This window comes from Psychrobacter sp. CLB018 (assembly GCF_041222815.1).
GTDB lineage: Bacteria > Pseudomonadota > Gammaproteobacteria > Pseudomonadales > Moraxellaceae > Psychrobacter > Psychrobacter faecalis.
Genome location: NZ_CP166085.1, coordinates 1,667,811 through 1,688,904, shown reverse-complemented (window position 1 = coordinate 1,688,904; position 21,094 = coordinate 1,667,811). Strand labels below are relative to the sequence as shown.

Annotated in this window: 19 protein-coding genes and 2 pseudogenes; 10 read left to right on the top strand and 11 right to left on the bottom strand. The window is 44.1% G+C overall.

Annotation, left to right across the window (positions count from 1 at the left end; translation table 11 throughout):
- Positions 1 to 96: 96 nt before the first annotated feature.
- Positions 97 to 1,002: a LysR family transcriptional regulator gene (locus AB8P72_RS07165; RefSeq protein ID WP_198328294.1), complete on the bottom strand. Its 906-nt coding sequence runs from the start codon at positions 1,000 to 1,002 to the stop codon at positions 97 to 99.
- A gap of 208 nt (positions 1,003 to 1,210) precedes the next feature.
- On the opposite strand from AB8P72_RS07165, the gene AB8P72_RS07160 reads away from it, so the two are divergent.
- The 8 genes from AB8P72_RS07160 (at position 1,211) to AB8P72_RS07125 (ending at position 9,196) form a co-directional block, all read left to right on the top strand.
- Entirely contained in the window at positions 1,211 to 1,600 is a 390-nt protein-coding gene (locus AB8P72_RS07160; RefSeq protein ID WP_198328293.1) for a RidA family protein, read from the top strand.
- Between the two features lie 100 nt (positions 1,601 to 1,700).
- Positions 1,701 to 3,164: an aldehyde dehydrogenase family protein gene (locus AB8P72_RS07155; protein WP_306495082.1), complete on the top strand. Its 1,464-nt coding sequence runs from the start codon at positions 1,701 to 1,703 to the stop codon at positions 3,162 to 3,164.
- Between the two features lie 195 nt (positions 3,165 to 3,359).
- Complete coding sequence (locus AB8P72_RS07150; protein WP_198328289.1) at positions 3,360 to 4,349, top strand: membrane dipeptidase; 990 nt, start codon at positions 3,360 to 3,362, stop codon at positions 4,347 to 4,349.
- Positions 4,350 to 4,487: 138 nt separating this feature from the next.
- Positions 4,488 to 5,174 carry a BCCT family transporter gene (locus AB8P72_RS07145; protein WP_265090567.1) on the top strand — a complete coding sequence of 229 codons (687 nt, stop codon included), beginning with the start codon at positions 4,488 to 4,490 and terminating at the stop codon, positions 5,172 to 5,174.
- A gap of 14 nt (positions 5,175 to 5,188) precedes the next feature.
- Positions 5,189 to 5,380, top strand: coding sequence for a hypothetical protein (locus tag AB8P72_RS07140; RefSeq protein WP_227678310.1), 192 nt, complete (start codon positions 5,189 to 5,191; stop codon positions 5,378 to 5,380).
- A 115-nt stretch (positions 5,381 to 5,495) separates the two neighbouring features.
- On the top strand, positions 5,496 to 7,238 hold the full coding sequence (locus AB8P72_RS07135) for a hypothetical protein (RefSeq protein ID WP_369957547.1): 1,743 nt from the start codon (positions 5,496 to 5,498) through the stop codon (positions 7,236 to 7,238).
- Positions 7,239 to 7,281: 43 nt separating this feature from the next.
- Complete coding sequence (locus AB8P72_RS07130) at positions 7,282 to 7,983, top strand: DUF3726 domain-containing protein (protein ID WP_265090568.1); 702 nt, start codon at positions 7,282 to 7,284, stop codon at positions 7,981 to 7,983.
- 595 nt (positions 7,984 to 8,578) lie between these two features.
- The gene (locus tag AB8P72_RS07125) at positions 8,579 to 9,196 is read left to right on the top strand and encodes a DUF411 domain-containing protein (RefSeq protein WP_068408350.1); all 618 of its coding nucleotides are present in this window, start codon (positions 8,579 to 8,581) and stop codon (positions 9,194 to 9,196) included.
- 320 nt (positions 9,197 to 9,516) lie between these two features.
- Here the strand turns inward: AB8P72_RS07125 and phoU are convergent, their stop codons facing one another.
- The 5 genes from phoU to pstS form a co-directional block, all read right to left on the bottom strand.
- Positions 9,517 to 10,248, bottom strand: coding sequence for a phosphate signaling complex protein PhoU (gene phoU / locus AB8P72_RS07120; protein WP_198329171.1), 732 nt, complete (start codon positions 10,246 to 10,248; stop codon positions 9,517 to 9,519).
- Positions 10,249 to 10,350: 102 nt separating this feature from the next.
- Positions 10,351 to 11,130: a phosphate ABC transporter ATP-binding protein PstB gene (gene pstB / locus AB8P72_RS07115; RefSeq protein WP_198329172.1), complete on the bottom strand. Its 780-nt coding sequence runs from the start codon at positions 11,128 to 11,130 to the stop codon at positions 10,351 to 10,353.
- Positions 11,131 to 11,343: 213 nt separating this feature from the next.
- On the bottom strand, positions 11,344 to 12,258 hold the full coding sequence (gene pstA / locus AB8P72_RS07110) for a phosphate ABC transporter permease PstA (RefSeq protein WP_068408344.1): 915 nt from the start codon (positions 12,256 to 12,258) through the stop codon (positions 11,344 to 11,346).
- Positions 12,259 to 12,351: 93 nt separating this feature from the next.
- On the bottom strand, positions 12,352 to 13,302 hold the full coding sequence (gene pstC, locus AB8P72_RS07105; RefSeq protein ID WP_068408342.1) for a phosphate ABC transporter permease subunit PstC: 951 nt from the start codon (positions 13,300 to 13,302) through the stop codon (positions 12,352 to 12,354).
- Positions 13,303 to 13,583: 281 nt separating this feature from the next.
- Positions 13,584 to 14,744 (bottom strand): phosphate ABC transporter substrate-binding protein PstS, encoded by a 1,161-nt coding sequence (gene pstS / locus AB8P72_RS07100; RefSeq protein WP_198329169.1) that lies wholly within the window; start codon positions 14,742 to 14,744, stop codon positions 13,584 to 13,586.
- 515 nt (positions 14,745 to 15,259) lie between these two features.
- Between pstS and phoB the strand changes: the two genes are divergently transcribed.
- A complete protein-coding gene (gene phoB, locus AB8P72_RS07095) occupies positions 15,260 to 15,958 on the top strand; it encodes a phosphate regulon transcriptional regulator PhoB (protein WP_102076460.1) in 699 nt (232 codons plus the stop codon).
- A 209-nt stretch (positions 15,959 to 16,167) separates the two neighbouring features.
- The gene (gene phoR / locus AB8P72_RS07090) at positions 16,168 to 17,238 is read left to right on the top strand and encodes a phosphate regulon sensor histidine kinase PhoR (RefSeq protein ID WP_102076459.1); all 1,071 of its coding nucleotides are present in this window, start codon (positions 16,168 to 16,170) and stop codon (positions 17,236 to 17,238) included.
- A gap of 113 nt (positions 17,239 to 17,351) precedes the next feature.
- On the opposite strand, the pseudogene AB8P72_RS07085 reads toward phoR, so the two are convergent.
- The 5 genes and pseudogenes from AB8P72_RS07085 to AB8P72_RS07065 all read right to left on the bottom strand — a co-directional run.
- Positions 17,352 to 17,552: pseudogene (locus AB8P72_RS07085) on the bottom strand (transposase); the annotation flags it as partial.
- Positions 17,542 to 17,853, bottom strand: a complete 312-nt coding sequence (locus tag AB8P72_RS07080) for a helix-turn-helix domain-containing protein (protein ID WP_198329170.1) — start codon at positions 17,851 to 17,853, stop codon at positions 17,542 to 17,544. The pseudogene AB8P72_RS07085 and the gene AB8P72_RS07080, both read right to left, overlap by 11 nt.
- A 102-nt stretch (positions 17,854 to 17,955) precedes the next feature.
- A pseudogene (locus tag AB8P72_RS07075) lies at positions 17,956 to 18,195 on the bottom strand (transposase); the annotation flags it as partial.
- A 76-nt stretch (positions 18,196 to 18,271) separates the two neighbouring features.
- Positions 18,272 to 19,021, bottom strand: coding sequence for a siderophore-interacting protein (locus AB8P72_RS07070; protein WP_102076457.1), 750 nt, complete (start codon positions 19,019 to 19,021; stop codon positions 18,272 to 18,274).
- Between the two features lie 105 nt (positions 19,022 to 19,126).
- Positions 19,127 to 21,076 carry a TonB-dependent siderophore receptor gene (locus tag AB8P72_RS07065; protein ID WP_198329173.1) on the bottom strand — a complete coding sequence of 650 codons (1,950 nt, stop codon included), beginning with the start codon at positions 21,074 to 21,076 and terminating at the stop codon, positions 19,127 to 19,129.
- Between the last annotated feature and the right edge of the window lie 18 nt (positions 21,077 to 21,094).

Sequence of the window (21,094 nt, the reverse complement as noted above, 5' to 3'; positions counted from 1 at the left end):
GCTTTTGCTCTAGGCAATTATAAGGTTATTAAATGGCGGGTAGCAGTAATTTTGCATTCTTATTTATAAAATATAACACCGATTATTTTCTATAGACTACATCAGATAATGATTTTGCACATAGTCAATGCATAGCTCATAAAAAGCTTGAGCAGCCACAGAGATGGTTTTGTCCGCACGTTTAAAAATACCAATTTGTCTGTCTAAAGATGGCTCCAGCAACTTTATCCAGACCAGCTCGGGCTCATTAGCTGGGAAAGCCAGTTTTGGTAGGGTAGTGATGCCCAAATCATTCCTTAATAATGAAAACAAGGAGGTAATATTTTCTACTGTATAACGCGCTTTACGATTTAGGGCTTCAGCAGGCGTGTTTTCAAGTAATCTACAAGTGCCATTATAAATAAAGGGCTGCGACATCAGTTGTTGCCAATGTAATCCTGATGTTTGGTTTGACTCGCCGTTTTTGTTTAACTGGTTTAACTCATTGCTTTTTAAGCAAACCACGCCGATAGGGTCTGATATAAGCGGCGTAAAATCAATGTCAGCTTGATCGATACTGGTGCAATTGCCCAATGCCAAATCCACTTCACCCGTCAGTAAGCGATTCGCCACACCCACCGCATTATCGTCTATCAAGACAATTTCGATATCAGGATATTTTTTAGAATAAGCAACCAAAACGCTTGGCAGCAGCTTTGTGACCAGTGATGGTACGCTTGCAATCCTAATCTTACCTTTTTCTCCAGCTGCAATCGCTTGCAAATCATCTTCTAACGTTTGATAAATGCTCAGGAACTGCTGAATTTTGGGTACACAGCTTTCACCAAACGGCGTCAGTGTCGCTTTATTGCCAACTTCAAATAAGCTTTGGTTCAATGTCTTTTCTAACTCCTTTATCGATGCAGATATAGCCGCTTGCGAGCGATTGGCGCGACTGGCAGCCGCTCGAAAACCGCCATCTTCTACCACGATTAAAAAATGACGTAATTGTTGTAATTTCATAATATTGGCTACCTTTATAAGCGTTGCTTACTGTTTAATTTTACGCACTTTCATAACGTCATAAGTCGTTAAATTAATACAAATCTAAGTGATAGATTAAATCTATCATATTTAATATTTAATTAGTTAGATTTATCGTATGTAAATGGGTAGCATAAGGATTAGAAATAAAGGATTGATAAAGCCACCTACGACAAGGATTGAAAAAATGAGCACTCACTCAACCAAACAAGCGGTTAATACCGCACTTTATGCCTCAAAATCGCCACTTGAGTGGGCAATCACCAATAATGGCACGTTATACACCGCGCAAATTCCTATTGATGGAAACGGTGAGGTAGTCGCAGCTGGCATCGAAGCGCAAACCCGCCAAACCCTTGATAATTTAAAGCACACCTTAGAATGTGCTAACAGTAGTATGGATGCGGTATTACAAGTGCTCATTTATGTCACTGACCGCGACTATCTAAAAACCGTCAACCAAGTCTATGCAGAATATTTCAAGGCGCCTTACCCCAACCGCGCAGCTTTAGTCATCTCAGGCTTGGCACGAGAAGAAATGCTGGTCGAATTGGTCGTTTACGCGGCTGTGCCTTAAGATTAAACGCTAATTTATAAGCGTTAGACGGTTTTTATCACTTAATTTCATTGTATGTTTTTAAATAAACGCACCCAAACTCTTTATAAAGGATGTTGTTATGTCAACTCAAGCGCTCAAACAAGACCCAAAAAAATCGCTTTATATCAACGGTGAATGGCAGGCAGGTAGCGATACCATTGCCAATATTAACCCCTCTGATATCACAGAAACGATTGGTGAATTTGCTCAAGCCAGCAGTAAGCAAGTACAAGATGCGATCGCTGCCGCGCGCCGTGCCCAGCCAAAGTGGGAAGCGGTACCGTTGGAAAAAAAGCAAGCTATCTTGCAAGCGATTGGCGATGAGATGATTGCGCGCTGTGATGAGCTAGGTACTTTATTATCACGCGAAGAAGGCAAGCCGTTTGCGGAAGGTCGCGGTGAGATTTATCGCGCAGGGCAGTTCTTTCACTATTATGCCGCCGAAGTGCTGCGCCAAATGGGCGACCTTGCTGATTCAGTCCGCCCTGGCGTCAAAGTTGAAGTCACCCGCGAAGCTGTCGGTGTCGTCGCTATTATCTCACCTTGGAACTTTCCAACGGCGACCGCGGTATGGAAAATCGCCCCAGCGTTGGCCTTTGGTAATAGTGTGATTTGGAAGCCTGCCAATTTAACGCCAGCCAGCGCCGTTGCTTTAGCAGAAATCATTCACCGTCAAGGCTTGCCAGAAGGTACGTTTAACTTAGTGCTCGGTGGCGGCTCATCAGTTGGCGATGCGCTTATCAATTCAAAAGATATCGATGCAGTCAGCTTTACCGGTTCAGTAGAAACCGGCCGCAAAGTTGCGGCGGCAACGGCGCCTAACTTTGTGCGTTGCCAACTTGAGATGGGCAGTAAAAATGCCTTGGTTATCGCTGATGATGCCGATTTGCAAGTGGCTATTGATGCGGCGGTTGCTGGCGCGTTTGGTGGCTCAGGTCAGAAATGTACCGCATCCTCACGTTTGATTGTGATGGACGGTATTCATGATGCGTTCGTCGATGGCGTGATTGCAAAAATGAAAACCTTAAAAGTCGGTCATGCGCTGGATGACGGTATCTTTATGGGTCCTATCGTTGATGACAAGCAGCTAGCGTCTAACATGGATTGGATTGAAAAAGCCAAGCAGGCTGGTGCCAATTTAGCCTTTGGTGGCGAGCGTCTAGAGATGGCCCATGACGGCTATTATATGTCGCCAACCTTGTTTACCGATACTGATAATAGCTGGGATATCAACCAAGAAGAAGTATTTGCGCCGCTCGCTTGCGTCATGCGTGTCAAGAATTTAGAAGAAGCCATTGCCATGACCAATGACACGCGTTTTGGCTTAACCGGCGGCATCATCACCCAAAGCTTGCGTAACAGCTCGCTATTTAAAGAACAAGTGCAAGCGGGCTGTGTCATGGTCAATCTGGCGACAGCAGGTACCGATTATCATGTGCCGTTTGGTGGTCGTAAAGAGTCGAGCTTTGGTCCGCGTGAGCAAGGCCAATATGCCAAAGAGTTTTATACCATCGTCAAGACGGCTTATCAAAAAGCGTACTAAGCAAAATCACTATAGAGTTGGTCACTTAGTGGCTCTAGCGTAGAAGGAAGTATGGCTGGGATAAATTTTTTGTAGCCTCGGCGAGCATGGCGAACAGCAAGCGAAAAAAAATTATACCAGTTATGTGTCGGTATTTATGGCACTGCTTTATTTTATATCGACACCATTTTAAAAAGTATAAAAAGGGAATTTGATATGTACCAAGACCATATCGTCATTGACGGATTGCAGTATAGCCACTGGGATCGAGACTACTTTAAGATGCTACAAGCCAGCGGTATCGACGCGGTACATGCGACCTTGGTCTATCATGAAGATGCGCGCCAAACCCTGACGCGCTTTAGCGAATGGCATAGGCGCTTTGAGCAAAATAGCGATTTGATTTTGCCCGTTTATTTGGTCGCTGATATTAAGACTGCAAAGGAGCAAGGCAAAGTCGGTATCTTTTTTGGCGCGCAAAACTGCTCACCTATTGATGATGAGATTGGCTTAATTAGCGTCATGCGCCGTTTGGGATTGCTGATTATGCAACTAACTTATAACAACCAAAGCTTGCTAGCGACCGGCTGTTATGAGCAAAACGATAGCGGTGTGACACGTTTTGGTCAACAAGCCATCAAAGAGATGAATCGCGTCGGCATGATTATCGATATGTCACATAGCGCTGAGCAATCAACGCTTGAGGCTATTGAGATATCGAGCCGTCCAATTTGTATCAGCCACGCCAATCCAACCACAGCACATGATGCCTTACGTAATAAATCCGATACGGTCATTAGCGCCTTAACCCAAGCAGGTGGTCTGTTGGGTTTTAGCTTATATCCCTTCCATTTGCCGAATGGTAGCAACTGTACGCTTGATGATTTTTGTCGCATGATTGCTGATTGTGCCGATAAGTATGGCGTAGAGCATTTAGCCATTGGCAGTGATTTGTGCTTAAACCAGCCACAAGCGGTGCTTGAATGGATGCGCAATGGACGTTGGTCAAAGGCCATGGATTATGGTGAAGGCAATGCCAACAATTCAGGCTGGCCGGACACCTTGCCGTGGTTCGCTGGCAAGGACGGTATGGAGAACATCTACAACGGTTTGCTCAAACATGGTTTTGATGACACAGACGCTGGCAAGATTATCGGACAAAACTGGTTTAATTTTCTTGAGGCTGGCATCAAGCCTTTAACCTAAGTGCTCACGCGATAGTGGGTGTTAGATAACATTAAATAGCATGTAAACCAGAAACATTAAAGTATGGACAGGTGCAATAACACAATTTAGATGTAACGCTAATTTAAATGACGCAAGATTATCATATGGAGCCACATCATGGCCTACTTAAAGGGACTTAACCGAAATAATGAGCATGGACGCTCGCATAATACTGTAAAAGTACATGAGGATTTGAACCAAGACTCATCTGATACCTTAGGGCTCTATAATCCAGCGTTTTGGTACAGCGGCGGCTTTATCATTGTCTTTGTGCTGATGGCAATTTTTGCCGAAGAGCGCCTAGCAGAAATAGTCAATATAGGTTTTGTCTGGTCGGCTAAAGTCTTTGGGCCGTTTTGGCAAATCTTATTGTTAGCTACTTTTGTGATTGCTTTAGCAGTTGGGGCAGGCCGCACAGGACGGGTCATTTTAGGTAATCTGCCTAAGCCTGAAATGGATAGCTTTAAATGGATGGCGATTCTATTTTGTACACTGCTTGCGGGCGGCGGTGTCTTTTGGGCGGCCGCTGAACCTATTGCGCATTTTGTATCGGCACCGCCTCTTTACGGCGAATTTGCTGATATCCAACAACGCGCTATTAATGCACTTTCGCAATCCTTTATGCACTGGGGTTTTTTGGCGTGGTCGATTGTCGGTAGCTTGACCGCCATTGTGGTGATGCATCTGCATTATGACAAAGGCTTGCCGCTCAAACCTCGTACGCTTTTGTATCCTATGTTTGGCGAGCGCGTACTCACGGGTCAAACGGGCGCGATTATCGATGCTTGCTGTATCACATTATGATGGGCGTCACAGCTTTGCAGTCTTTTATTGTCATTACCGCGGTGCCGGTATCTTTCATTCTCCTACCGTCGTTATGGAATGGTCCCAAAATTGCGCAACAAATGGCGCGCGACCAAGACCTTTATCGTCCTAACCGTGTTGAGACGGCTCATAAAATTGCGGAAGAAAAACTTGCTACTCAAGAGATTGTGAAAAAAATCGATTGAATGCATCATTAATAAAGCGCATAACTTATTTGCACATTAAAGTCATAAATAATAGTGAGTCTTTAAAATTGCCCGATAAGTGATGAGCTTGAGATATATTTAAGGTGATAGTTATATGGAACATACTTTGCCAAACAGCGAAATGCTGAAAAATGCCAAGCTAGACGCGGTCAGCTTTCGTACCCCCGATGTGGTGATGCACTCTGAAAGACTGGGCGCGATGCACCAAACGCGTATCAGTTTTGTGCGTACGCTATTGCGTAAAATCGATCAAGAAAATTGGACACTCAGTAAGCATCTTTGGGATTTAGATGATGACGGCTACGGACAAGTGATTTATCGTTTGAAAACGCCGGAGCATATTTATCATTTGGTGGTATTTTGCAATCAAATCGCTGATGAAGAGCGTAATGACCGCGTGATTGCGCAAAAGTGGGATGTGACCTTTGCTTTGGTTTACGGCGAAATCGGCGATGAGCTATTAGCAAATCTAAAAGTTAATGTGCCACTACAAGAAGCCGGTCGCAACTCAAACATGGTCATGGTACTGGCTCGTGCTAATAAAAGCGTGCGCGTCTTTGATCATGTTGTCAGCGCACTTGCCGATGGCAAACAGCCTGATTTAGAAGTACTAGCCAAAGTCGGTTATATCTTGCGCACCACCGCGGTTTATGGCAATGGTAAGTTTGGTATTTACGATTTCAAACCTCTAGATCATAGTGAAGATTTTAACCAATCTTTTCGCGCGCAGATGTGTGCGGTGTATCTTATCCGAGAATTTAGTCTTGATTGGGTGGATTATTTGGCGAAGAAAAGAGGTGGTAATAAGGCTGTCAGCCTACATCCAGAGATTAAACGCTACTTAGGTATCGGTAATGCCACCGGTCTTGGTATGGCGCCTTATTTGATCAATCATCCTTGTGTGGTGGATCAATGGTTAAGTACGCGTGAAGCGGCATTGCAAGCGGTATTGGTTTGCGATATCGACTTTGAAGCCGATGATAATCAAATAGCGCAATTTTCAACCTTGATGAGTCGCGCCATTCAGCATTTTTCAGAAGTCGTTACCATCAATGAGCCACAAATTATGCTTAACCATACGATTGTGACGGAGCTAACCCAATTACAAAGCAAGCTGACATCTGAGCTGAAAAAATGTAACACGTGGGCGGATTTTTTACAGCGCAACGATCATCTCAGTTTTGAGAGCCAAGAGGTTATTATCTCTTTTATGATGGAGCTATATCCTGAGCGTGTGGATGGATTTGCCGGCCAAGTAAATGCTGATGAAACCATGTCATTGCCTAGTGGTAAAGTGGTTCAAGACTTAATTGAAGTATTGGAAGCGCGTTATCAGTGGGCGATTAGTATTGATTTTTCTGCCGAAGAGAATGTCTATTGGTTTTGGTATCGCTCTGAAGATAAAGAAGAGCCGAGAATGGGCGTGCGCGGCCAAGAGCATGGCGATGATAAAGAATTTTTGTTAGATATCGGCCGCCAAGCGAATACCCTGTATTTAGCACTAAAACAAGCTAATTCTCAGCAGCTATTGTCTGAATTCATTTTAACCCAGCCAAAATACCGCATCATCGCCCGACGCGTCTGGACGTTGGGTCATAAAAAGATGGGTGACATTCAGATTAATGTCTTGCAAAAAACCGCACTACCGATGCATTTATTGCGCTGTAAATTGTCCATGTTTGGGGCCACCAAGTTTGATCCGAGATCCGATCGTTGGGTACGCGTGACCCTGTTCCAAGGCGCGCCATTATTCGATGAAGTAGATAGCGATGAATGGCTATTTCCTCTTGTACCAAAAATACATGACTTATCAACTTTACCATTAGCCGCCCAATAAGGAGTATCAAGACATTATTGTATCGCACAATGAAATCGTGACCATGGTCAATAAAGCTTTTTTAGGGTTGCAGCGTGAAGTAGGCGAGGCAGATCTGATCGCCTCTATGGTGGCTGAGCTACAGATGGCGGGGCTTAATGGTGTTTTGCATTTTAATAATGCCAGTCCGTTTATTTTATCTGAGCGCGATATGCCTATCGATATTGTGCATCAAGCAGAGGGTGAGGTTGTTTTAGATTTGTATGGTAGCAGTCTGGTTTGTCATCTGCCTGCCGTGATGGACTATGCGCTTGAAAAAATGGGCGATCGCGAGCATTTTAAAATCTATCTAAAAAACTGTCATAACCGCTGGCTAGCCTACAGCGAGCTTGCAAAACTGGCCTCAAAAGGGTTTGCATGTCTCGCTAAATGGGATAATGGTAGCGCTCCTAAGCATACGGTATTCACTTTAGATAAAAGGTTTGTTTATCCTGATTTGTATTTTTTTAATGAGGCGCAGGACAACTACAATACCAATGATATGGTGATTGAATTATCGACGGCTAACTTTGATATTGAGCAGGATATTCAGCATTTTGATCGTAAGATTTCGACGGATGAATTGTTTGAAACCCATCAGCGCGCTTGGAAAGAAGGCATTTATGTCGATGATGAGCAGTGGGCGACGCTCAAAAAAGCGCGGCGGCAATATTGGTCGAAGATAATGAGACGTCAAATAAAGGGGCTGGGGGTGTATAAGAGATAAAGTCCAGTCTATATAAATAATCGCTGCTTATTCTATTAATGGAGGATAAGCAGTGACGCAGTCCTCAATCCTTTCTCTATATCCTATGCAAGATCTCATCGCTTTTCTTATCAAGAGCACTGTTATAGCCGCTGCTTTAAATATTGTTATTTGCAGATTGTTTTTAGGGCGTGTCTTCAATTCAATCGATGGACATCTAAATGGGCTAAAAATGGCTAAATTTTGCCAAACTTCATCAAATAGCTAGGTAATATCCCGATATTAACGGCGCTATTTTCCTTGTTTGACTGCAATTTATCTCATTTTTATCACCATTTTTAAAATGAAGACACGCCCTAGTACTGCCCTTTTGTTTTTTCTTAAAAATTGTCAAATAAATTATCTGTGAAAATTTCAAAGTGGGAGAATGACAATATTGTAATCTTAACGTCACCTGTTAGTCAGAAGGATTCATGTATCATGCATGTATGATGATAGTGTCGTGATATCGGGTCAAACGCTTAACGTATTGCTCCAAATTTAAAAATGAAAGACAGCTCTTTTTGATTATAAATATCACATGCGACATTAAACAATAAATGACGAGAGGGTATGTATGAAACCTGATAACCATAACTTAACTTTTAAGCAGCATAAATTGTTTGGTGCGCTTATCCTACTGACAGTGACATCGTCGTTATTTGCTTGTAACGACACCAATACCACTGCTGCAACCACAGCGCCTGTAGAGACGGCAACAGACAGCCAGAATTCAAAAGTCCAAACGTCTAAAACTGAGTCGACGAGCTCTAGCAGTAACAGTGATGCGCTGAGAAACGTCTCTGCGACGGTTTATAAAGATGCCAATTGTGGCTGCTGTAAGGAGTGGATTAGCCATGCCGAACATCACGGTATGACTGCGGCGGGACAAGATGTCGCCGACTTAGCAGTTTTTAAAGAACGCTATGGTGTCCCGAGCAATATGCGCTCTTGTCACACGGCGGTCACGAGCGACGGTTATGTATTCGAAGGTCATGTGCCTGCCAAGTATATAGCCCAGTTTTTAGCCAATCCGCCAAGCGAGGCTATTGGTCTTGCCGTACCCGGTATGCCAATGGGTAGCCCCGGGATGGAGTACCAAAATAAATTTTCACCTTATCAAGTGATGCAAATCAACAAAGACGGTAGCACAGCGGTATATGCTGAGGTTGATAGCGCCAATGCCCAGTTATAGCTGAAAAGGATGATTTTTACTGTCCATCGCTAACTTATTAATAATAAGGAAATTATGTAAAGAGAAAGTATTTACATCAGAAAATTCTTATACCACCTGAGAAAAGATAGGATTAAACCATTATAGATCTCTATTTATGAGGCCTATAATGGCTTTTTTGAATAAGTATGAGAGCGTGGCAAACTCTTGACTAGAAAAGATAGGCATAAACTGTTTTTAATACAAGTAACGGCGCTTAAGAAAGATGTATAACTAAGTATATATAAAGGCCTTGAAGAGGGGTTAATTGAGAAAATTTTTTTGTCTATTTATTAATATTATTACTCATGCCGGCCAGCATCAGTTGTTTGCTGGACGATTTGTTCGACTTGCATAAAATCTGTATGCCGCACATCTTTGCCGCTGGTGTAAAAAATGACCAGTTCAGCAATGTTTTTAGCGTGATCGCCCACCCGTTCTAAGGCGCGTAATACCCAAAGTATGTTAATCACTTTGGACACATGGCGGCTGTCTTCCATAATATAGGTCATCAAGGCTCGAGTGGCAGATTGGTACTCTTCATTAACCACTGTATCACTTTGCAATACCGAAAACGCTTGCTGAGGATTCATATGCGAAAAGGCGTCAATCGCATCAAGCAGCATCAGGCGCACCTGATTGGATAAATGCTGAACCTCTGAATAGCCTCTTGGAGATGCACCATTTTTAATCAATTTGCAGGCCATACGGGCAATTTTTTCTGCTTCGTCACCGACACGCTCAAAATCAACAATGCCTTTACTAAGCGCCATGACTAAACGCAAATCATTGGCAGCTGGTTGGCGTTTGGCGACCAACAAAATGATTTGCTCATCGATTTTAATCTCTAGCTGATTGATCAGATGATCATCTTCAATCACTTTTTTCGCGGTCGCCTCATCTGCAGCTATCAAGGCGCGTGTCGCAACCATGACTTGCTCTGCTGCCATGTGACCCATTTGCATAAACAGCTCAATCACGTCATGTAAGTCATTATCAAAACTCTTTGATAAATGCTTTGCCGTTATCGCCATGCTTGCTTCCTTAATCGTATTGGTGTTGCTCATAAAAATATTGCCAAAATGAGTAGCGTGATAAATGACTGCTAGAAATGATTGCTTTAAGCGAACAGCGACTTAGCCATAACGACCGGTAATATAATCTTCAGTCGCTTTTTGTGCTGGGTTGGTGAATATTTGATCTGTTTCCCCCATTTCTACCATGTCCCCCAAATACATATAAGCGGTGTAGTCGGAGACGCGCGCGGCCTGCTGCATATTGTGGGTGACGATAGCAATGGTATAGTCGTTTTTTAAATCGGTAATCAAATCTTCAATCGCGCCAGTGGATATAGGGTCAAGCGCGGACGTTGGCTCATCTAATAGCAAGACTTCAGGTTTCGTTGCTACTCCGCGGGCAATACAAAGTCGCTGCTGTTGACCGCCAGATAATGACAATCCTGACGCTTTGAGTTTATCTTTGACTTCCAGCCATAACGCCGCCTTTTTGAGTGCCCACTCGACACGTTCATCCATCTCTGCTTTGCTGAGCTTTTCATAGAGACGGACGCCAAATGCGACGTTGTCATAAATGGACATCGGGAAGGGTGTAGGTTTTTGAAAAACCATACCGACACGCGCACGCAGCAAATTAACATCGGTATCTTTTGCCAAAATATTTTGGCCATCAAGGGTAATTTGACCTTCAGCATGCATACTCGGATACAAGTCATACATACGGTTAAAGGTACGTAGCAGCGTTGATTTACCGCAGCCTGAGGGACCAATAAAAGCGGTGACCTTTTTTTCTGGAATATCGATATTGATGTTTTTTAATGCTTGAAAATCGCCATAATAAAAGTCTAAATCGCGAATGGTAATCTTGGCAGGCGGCATATTGTCGGGCATGTCCGCCATGGTTTGCTTGATAAGATGGGCAATATCTGGCTGTTTATGCTGACCATTGTTAAACATAGCGTCATCCAGTAAACGGCGTTTGCTGCTGGTATCTGTCATCGGCTTAGTCGCTTTTCTCTCTAATAAATCAGTCATAATGGTATCCATCTGTTTTAAAGTTTTATTAAATGGGGGTGTTTTTTTACTATTAGCTGTGCTTCTGTTAGCCTTGAATTATCTGCTATGGTCTTTGCCACCGATAAAGCGCGCCGCAATATTTAAGAATAATACTGTCGCGGTAATGAGTAGCGCCGCCGCCCAAGCCAGTGCATGCCAGTTATCATAAGGGCTCATCGCAAACTGATAAATCGTGTTGGGTAAGTTGGCCATTGGCTCACTCATATCGGTACTAAAGTATTGGTTGTTTAGCGCGGTAAATAGCAAGGGCGCGGTTTCACCGGTAATACGCGCAAAAGCGAGCAGCACACCGGTAGTCAGACCGGCTTTGGCAGCCTTCAGGGTCACGGTACTGACCAGCTTCCATTTTGGCGTACCCAATGCATAAGCCGCTTCGCGTAGTGTATTAGGTACAAGGTTTAGCATGTTTTCCGTCGTACGCACGACAATAGGAATCACAATTAGCGCCAACGCTAATGCACCAGCCCAACCCGAAAAGCTCTGTCCTTTGACCATCAAGGCATAAATAAACAAACCAATCACAATGGATGGGGCAGACAATAAAATATCATTTAAAAATCGGGTGACTTTACCCAACATACTGCCCTGTGAAAATTCTGCTAAATAAATGCCCGCCATCATGCCGATTGGCGCACCAATCGCTAAGCCCGAAAAAGCCAACATTGCTGAGCCAACAATGGCATTACGTAGACCACCTTCGCCCATCGGTGGCGGGGTATCTGCCATAAAGACAGGCATCTCGATTAAACCTTGCATGCCTTCAACAAACAACGTCATCAAAATCCAAATCAGCCAAACCAAACCAAATACAAGCGCTGATAAAGCAAAACCAAGTCCCAGTCTATTGATAAAACGGCGCTTGTTATAAAGCCGCTTGTTGTATCGATCTTCAAAGCGTACAGAAGACTGGTTTGGTTCGGCAGTTTGAGTGGTGACTGGTGCGAAAGTCATGAAGTGTTTGTCCTTCTTAGGTCAAATAATGGCTGCAAATAACGTGTCTTAGTTCGTTTTGGCTTGTTTTTTTGGCTATTTAGAATAGTGTGTTCAATTGCCTGCTTTTTGGTCAATACGCATGAGCATGAGTTTAGATATTGATAAAACGATAAAGGTAATGACAAACAGGATTAACCCTAAATGTAATAATGACGCGAGATGCAGCTCACTTGACGCTTCGGCAAACTCGTTGGCCAGCGCTGAGGTAATGGTCACCCCAGATGTGAATAGACTTGGGCTAATATTAAAGGCATTACCAATTAAAAAGGTCACGGCCATCGTCTCGCCAAGCGCTCGACCCAGTCCCAAAATCACGCCACCAACCACACCTGCTTTGGTATAAGGTAAGATGATTTTAAACATCACCTCCCACGTGGTTGCGCCCATGCCGTACGCGGACTCTTTTAGCAGGTCTGGCACCACAGAGAAAACATCGCGCATGGTGGCAGCGATAAAGGGAATAATCATAATTGCCAGTATTAACGAGGCGGTAAACATACCCAGTCCCATCGGCGCACCGGCAAAAACTTTACCAATAATAGGTAGGGGGCCAATATTTTCAATAAACCAAGGTTGAATATGATCACCAAAAAACGGTGCAAAGACAAACAAGCCCCACATGCCATAGATGATAGAAGGAATGCCTGCCAGCAGCTCGATAGCAATACCCAATGGCTTTTTCAAAAAATTGGGACAAAGTTCCGTTAAAAAGATAGCAATCCCAAAGCTGACTGGTACGGCAATACAGATAGCGATGAGTGAAGTGACCACCGTACCGTAAATGGGTGCAAGCGCACCGTATTGATCGTTCACCGTATCCCAGTTATTACTGGTATAAAATCCCAAACCGAACTCAGTGATACTTGGCCATGCACCGACAATCAATGACAGCATGATGCCGCCAAGCGACAAGAGCACCAAGATTGCAAATGCTTTAGTGGCATTAACAAAAACCGCGTCAAAGCGTTTTTGTTTTGCCAGTTGGGATTTTAGGTCTGCCATAAAAGCCTCTGTTGTTTATCGCTCTAACTTTTCATTATGTTAATGATTAACTGTGTTAACGCTTGCTAGTGTGAAAGCTTGATTGTAAAAAACCTTAGGGGTTTTAGCTTTAGCGTCTTACCGTAATAAACTGTATCATCTAACGACCGAATCTTAAGTTCACTACGGCTAAGACGTCACCAAGCAAACACGCTTTTCAGTATTTGCTTGATGGCATTAGTTAGCTTATTCTCGACTGGCTTCTTCTCGAATTAATAAGCTTCGAATTAAAAAGCTTCGAGCTACTGTGCTGAGGTATAGACAGGCTTACCTTCGCTGTCTACCACCTCGTTCCATTTCGCCTTAAATAAAGCCACGGCCGTATCTGAAAAAGGCACATAATCAAGACTCATCGCGTCATCATCGCCTTGAGCATAAGCCCAGTCAAAGAAGTTAAGGACACCTGCCACTTGTTTGGCATCTTGCGGTTGTTTATGGACTAAGATAAAGGTCGCAGCAGCGATAGGCCATGCTTGATCGGTCTCAGAGTTGGTGATGACTTTATAAAAGCCTTCTTGCTTTGACCAATCGATGTCACCAGCGGCGGCGAATGTCTGCGCAGATGGTTGCACGACGTTGCCAGCGGCATTTTTTAGAGCAACGTGTGCCATGCTGTTTTGCTTAGCATAAGCGTATTCAACGTAGCCGATAGAGTTTTTCATACGCGTCACATAGCTTGACACGCCTTCGTTACCTTTACCGCCAGCACCGGTTGCCGAGGTTGGCCATTTCACGGTTTTATCGACGCCAACGCTGTCTTTCCAATCGTTTGACACTTTGGCTAAATAATCGGTAAAGTTAAAAGTTGTGCCCGAACCGTCTGAGCGGAACACTGTGGTAATGGCGGCGTCAGGAAGGCTTAAGTCAGGATTCATAGCTTTGATGGCAGGGTCATTCCAGTTGCTGATTTTACCAAGATAGATGTCAGCGAGCATTTTTCCATCGAGCTTCAATTGACCAGGCGCAACGCCATCGATATTGACGATAGGTACCACGCCGCCGATAACGGTCGGGAATTGAATCAGACCGGCTTCCTCTAATTCCGCTGGCGTCATCGGCGCATCGGACGCGCCAAAATCCACCGTTTTTGCGACGATTTGTTTGATACCGCCCGATGAACCAATCGACTGATAGTTCACTTGACCGCCTGTTGCTTTATTGTAGGCATCTGACCATTTAGCATAGATAGGCTGCGGGAAAGAGGCGCCAGCGCCGGTGATATTCATCGACACATTGTCTGTTGATTGGACGTCTGTCGACTGAACGTTTGCGGTGTCGGTAGGCGCGGTGGTTGATTGCGCCGAAGTAGCGGGCTCATTGCTTTCATTACTATTGGGGGGTTGATTACAAGCAGCTAAGGTAAAGGTACTCGCGACTGCTAAAGCCATTAATGAATAACGCATTGTTTCTCCTAGAAAGTAATCAGATTTAAGTATGGGGCGTTTATGAATAACAATGTCGCTGCCCAGGTTTTTAGTAATGTATTGCTAACGATGTTTGGTTAGCAAGGTTTTGCTACAAAGACGCTCGGTAGTCAATGAGCACATTGTGCCGAGCAAATATGACAGTTTGATGAAATAAGACATTTTTATGAAAAAAGTTGGTCAATTAAAAACGCAGCCCAATAAAGCAGTCGTTTAAGGGGATTGCGGCTGCTATCTAGCGCAAAATTCGTTATGATGAGCCGTTGGTTTTTTTTGGGGCGTAAGGGTTTAAGGCTAAGCGTTCAAAGCACAGCGCTTAAAGTATAGGGCTGAAAGTACAGTGTTTGAGCTGCAATGTTTAAGGCGCAGCATTTAACGTATCGAGTCACTGTGTCATCAAACTGTCATAATTAAGCCGTTTAATGGGCAGACGTTGATAAGGGCTTAGTATTTTTGTTTTCCAATTTTTTGTCTTTCAATAATGAGGCGATGGTATGCGCAATGAGCAGATTTTGATTGTCGAAGATGAACCTGCAATTCGTGAGATGGTGGTAATGACGCTAGAGATGGCGGGCTTTGAGAGTTTACAAGCGGCTGACGTCGCAGAAGCGCATCAACAAGTGGTGGATCATAGACCCGCGTTGATTTTGCTAGATTGGATGTTACCGGGTGATAAAAGTGGTATTGATTTTTGCCGTATGCTTAAAAATGATGAGATGTTGGCTGAGATACCCGTGATTATGCTGACGGCCAAAAGTGAGGAAGATAGTAAGGTTCATGGGCTTGATGCGGGCGCTGATGACTATATGACCAAACCCTTTTCAACGCGTGAATTAATCTCCAGAATCAAAGCCGTATTACGCCGTAGTCGTGCGCTTAGTAGCGATAAGCCAATTGAAATAGGCAAGCTTAGCCTCGATCCTAAAAGCCAGCGTATCACCGCTGATAATAAAGTCATTGATATCGGACCGACAGAATATCGCTTGCTGGCGTTTTTTATGAGTCATCCCGAGCGTGCTTATACGCGCACCCAGCTGCTAGATCAGGTCTGGGGCGGCAATGTCTATATCGAAGATCGTACGATTGATGTGCACATCCGGCGTTTACGCAAATTACTACAGCCTTATGGTTGCAGTGCCTTGATTCAAACGGTTCGCGGTACCGGTTATCGGTTTTCGAGTCTGGTTGAATAACGCTATCGATTTTGAAAAATAGCCCATTATTTACAAGGCAGCTTACGAGGCAGGAAACCAGCGTTAAGAACATTCAGTGCCCAGAGGCATAAATATTTAGAATATTGAGTACTGAGAAGCATAAGTACTGAGAATATTTGGTGCTAAGAATAGTCAGTGCTAATAATAAGTGCTAAGCATCATACTGGTAATAAAAAAGAGAGAAACACATGATAACGCCAAGGGATATTGAGCAACAGGACATCGAGCAATACTCCACCGATCAGCTGAAAAAAATCAGAAGTGCCTTACGCGCACTGCGAGATGCGGTTATTTTGCTAAACGACGATGATGGTTTGGAGTGGTGGAATCAGGCCGCCGAGGATTTGTTATTGTTGCAGTCAGCGGATCATGGCAAAAGTATTTTTGACTTTATTAACGTCCCTGAGTTTCGGCAATACTATCAGAGCATGGTGACACCCAATGATGGTGTACATATGAAGTCATGGCAAGATCCTAACCGTTATCTTAAATGTGAGCTCACGCCTTTTGGCGATGAAAAGCTGCTGATTATTTATGATGTGACCCGCTTACAACACTTAGAGCAAATGCGCCGCGACTTTGTGGCAAATGTCTCGCATGAGTTACGAACGCCATTGACTGTACTGATGGGCTATCTGGAAAATTTCTCAGATCAGGAAGACATGCCGCGGCAATGGCGACGCGGCTTTGAATTAATGACGCAGCAGACCGCGCGCATGAATAGAGTGGTCAATGACTTGCTGCTGCTGTCTCGGATTGAAATCGAAGAGACACATGAGCTGCATTATATTGATATGACCAAGCTGCTCACGCATGTCTATGATGATGCGCAGGCTTACAACCAAGGATATGGCCATACGCTGCATTTACAGATAGATACCTATGATGGTCTTTACGGCTCGGAGATGTATTTGAACAGTGCGTTATCCAATTTGGTGATTAATGCGATTAAATACACGCCAAAAGCAGGTAATATCGTCATCAGCTGGGCAAAGACTGCAGAAGGCTGTCGGTTTGCCGTCAGTGATGATGGTATTGGTATTGCGCCACAACATGTCGCACGGTTGACCGAGCGTTTTTATCGAGTGGATAGCGGGCGCAGTCGTGCGACAGGTGGTACGGGGCTGGGGCTGGCGATTGTAAAGCATGTGTTATATCAATATGACACGACTTTGCAAATTGAATCGTCAGAAGGCAAAGGCTCGACATTTAGCGCCGTTTTCCCCGCCGCTCATATTCGTTCAGCTGTTATAGATTGAGTTTCTTACCTTTTAGCTTTTAGCCTTTAGGTTTATTATCGTTTACCTTCCTCGGTCAATTCAACATAGCGATTATGATAATTTAACAATACCTTTTAGGATGTGTATAGAATTCAAATGAGTGGCAACCAGATAAAGACACAAGCAAGCATTACCGCTGCTGCATAGCTATCTTTGAGCTTATGATATCGCGTGGCAATGCCCCTAAAATGTTTCAACCTAGCAAAAGCGTTTTCTACCAAGTGACGGCAACGATACAAATACCAGTCTAGTGTGTCATTGTTGCTGTTTTTAGAGTTCGACTTAACGGGTATGACTGATACCACCATGAACGCCAGATATTTGCTCAGGACGCAAGTTCTCTTTAAGCTTGTCTGTCACCCATGCCCAGAGGTCAGCCACAATAGTTGTGGCGTTGTTAGCCCGTCTGTCACAAGCCTTGTTATTAGCATACTTTGCTCGGTAACCTCGTAGGCTTTTATTACGCCTAAGCTCTCTTGATATGGTACTGGGACTTCTGTTTAACGCCCTCGCTATAAAATTAATACTATGTTTTGCCCCTTTAAGGGCATAAATCTGGTATCGTTCACCTAGGCTTAGATGTGTATAGCTCATGGTTGCAATCTCACTTTGGTCGGTGGATAAAAACTTTGATGCTAGCGCATCTAGGTCTTTTTTTCACCTTGCATTTGGTATTGCACTTCATGTGTTAATCTAAGTGATTATTTTCATGAGCTTTTGCCATTTACCGGTTTTACGCCAATAACGGTATTGATGATATATGCGAGACCAATGACCGAAATAAGAAGGTAAGTCTCGCCATGGACAGCCTACTCTTATGCGGTACAGCATGCCTTCAACGGTACGTCTTAGATTGGGCTTGTTATATACGTTAATTTGTCGCAATATAATAAATAGCTTGTGCCAAAGTTCATCGTTGAGCTTGGTGCGAGTCATAAGTGATGCCTTATTTCTTTGTTGTGGTAAACAGTAGAGTAAGGCGTTGCTTATGTTTTTCAATGGTTCCTCAATTCTATACAGCCCCTAGATTTTTTGCATCTTTCTGCTTCTCAACTTTATGCTGGTCTTCTGTGCTATCGACTTTCCAATAGCTGGATATGTATAAATGCGTTTTTGGTATTGAAAAATATGTTTTAAAGTGATGGCGCAGGGCGCGCATACTATGAAATTCACATGCTGCCCACACCGCAGGCTGGCCTGCTAGCCACGTAAGCGTTTTAACCCTTTCAAGTAATGGGCTGCTTTCGGTATTTGGATGTGAGTTGATCACCCAGTGAATGTCAACGTTGTCTGGTTTTTTGAGTAGTTGCTTATCCGCTTCACTGGTGACCTCAAGGACTGCATAGCCGCAGGCATCAGCAGGTAGCTGGGCAAGATTAACGCTAATGGCTGGTAGCGCTGTCATATCACCAACCAATAAAAACCAATCTGCCTCATTATTAATCAGCTTCTTTGGCCCTGGGCCGCCGACCAATATTTGCTCACCCACTTGGGCGTTACGTGCCCACATTGAAGCAGGCCCTTCAGCGTCATGCAAAGCAAAATCCACATCTATTTCATCCTCACGTTGTCCGCTAATGGTATAAGTGCGCATCAGTGGCCGAGCCCCATGGTCTTGAGGAAATATGAGTTTAATATAAGCGCTTTCTTGATCTTTTGGAAAGTCAAGCAGGCCAGTACCGCCAAGCGTGACGCGGTACATCTGTGGCGTGATGTATTTGGTACGAACAACATTCAATGTTCTTGGAGCGGGTTTTGCCATTTTAATGCCTTTCTTAATTTAAGTGTTTCATTTTTTAAGTTATCAGTTTAGATAGCGCCAGTATATAAAACGGACATTCTCTAGTAATGATAAGCTCTATATTGTTTAAAAGTTGGCCTTTAGACTGACGGACATCTGGCGCTCGGGTCCCATCCAGCAGTTATTACTATCGTAGCAAGTACCGACATAGGTTTTATCAAACAAATTATTGATACTAGCGCCAACGGTGAGCATCGGATGGATTTGATAGCTGCCACCAATATCTACCAAGGTCACACTTGGCAGCTCGTCTGAATTTTGCTTATCAAGTTGCATGCCGTCTTCATATCGAACCCCTGCATTGAGAGTAAGCTTATCTGTGGCGTAATAGTCTGCCCACAGTGTTGCTTTGTGTTTAGCGGTTTGTGCTGGCGTATTGCCGACCACGTCAGGGTTGAATTCATCTTCGGTAATCTCAGCATCGGTATAGCTGTAGCTTGCAGCAATATCTACCCAATCACTTAGCATGTGGCTGCCTGAAACCTCGAACCCTTTAGAGGTGATTTCACCCGTTTGAGTTTGACTTCTATAACTGATTTCATCAGCCACCACGACGTTCTTTTGCGTAATATCAAACACCGCCAACGTTCCTTGTGTGGCGCGATCTGGGGACAGATATTTGATACCAGCTTCTAACTGGTCAGCGGTGGTGGGCTCAAATGCCTTATTAGTAACAAAGTTGCTACCGACAACAGGCTGAAACGACTGTGAATAGCTGGCATAAGGAGAGAAGCCATTATCAAAGTCATAAATGGCAGCAAGGCGACCACTGGTTTTTGATGCGCTGTTATCAATCGTTTTGTTACTATAAACCGCACCTTTAGAGGCGTCGGTTTGCTCGGTAGTACTGTCGAACTTATCGTGGCGTAATCCTGCCACTACCGTCAAATCTTGCCACTGCATCTCATCTTGTAAATAAAATCCCAGCTGGCTTTGTTCGATGTCTTGTTTCTGTCGATAAATATCTAATGGTAGTGTGCCAGCATCGATTTGCGAAAAATCGGGATTGGACAAATCAAGGTTGGGGGTGCCATCTGCGCCAGCATCGTAATAAGTGGCGCTACTGTCCGTTTCTTGATATTCCACACCGAATAATAAATTGTGCGATGTATTGGCAGTATCTAACTGATAAGCCAGCTGATTGTCGGTGGTCCAGTTGTTCATCTTTTCATCAGTGGTATAGGCCACACGATTTAAAATCTTATCGCTACCCGTGATAAACCCTTCTTGATTGTACATATTGCGCTGCTGCGCTTCGGCATCGGTATAGCGTAGGATATGCTTAAAGGTTAATTTGTCATTGATAGCCCAGTTGACAGTCACACTTGGCATCAGAACTTCTTTGCTAAAATGATTCCATTCGTCTCCTGCGTAGGCATCCCTGCCTAGCTTGCCATAACTGGCATTGTAGACTGTCCCAACAGCCGGCAGCGGGGTAGAAGGCACCATCTCTGGATCGTCTTGATAAAAAATATTGGCAAGAACGGAGACATCTTCTGTCGGTCGCCATTCAAGTGACGGATTAATTAAAGTGCGCTCTTCTTCTGTGGTCTGCATCTGACCCTCTTTTTTACGTTTTAATGCCACCAAGCGATAATTAAGCGTATCTGAGATAGGGCCGGTCATATCGACTGCCACTTCTTTGAGGTTTTGATTGCCAAAGCGCAACTGTACTTCAGACTCTTGGGTGCTTTTTGGTGTTTTGGCGACCTGATTGACCATGCCACCTGGTGCCGCGTAGCCGTAAAGTGAAGATGCTGGGCCTTTTAACACTTCTACCGCTTCAGTCGCATAAATGTCTACTTGCGGCATCAGGTTCCAAGCGCCGTCGTAGGGGAGGCGCAATCCATCATAAAAATTGGAATAAGTCTTAAAACCACGAATGTTGTATTCATCAAAAATAGATACCGTACCGCGGCTCTCAGTACTCACCCCAGGCTCATAACGTAACGCCGCATTAACGCTATCTGCTTGACGTTTTTGTAATAGTTCTTGATTGATTCTGCTATAGCTCATTGGGGCATCACTAGGGTC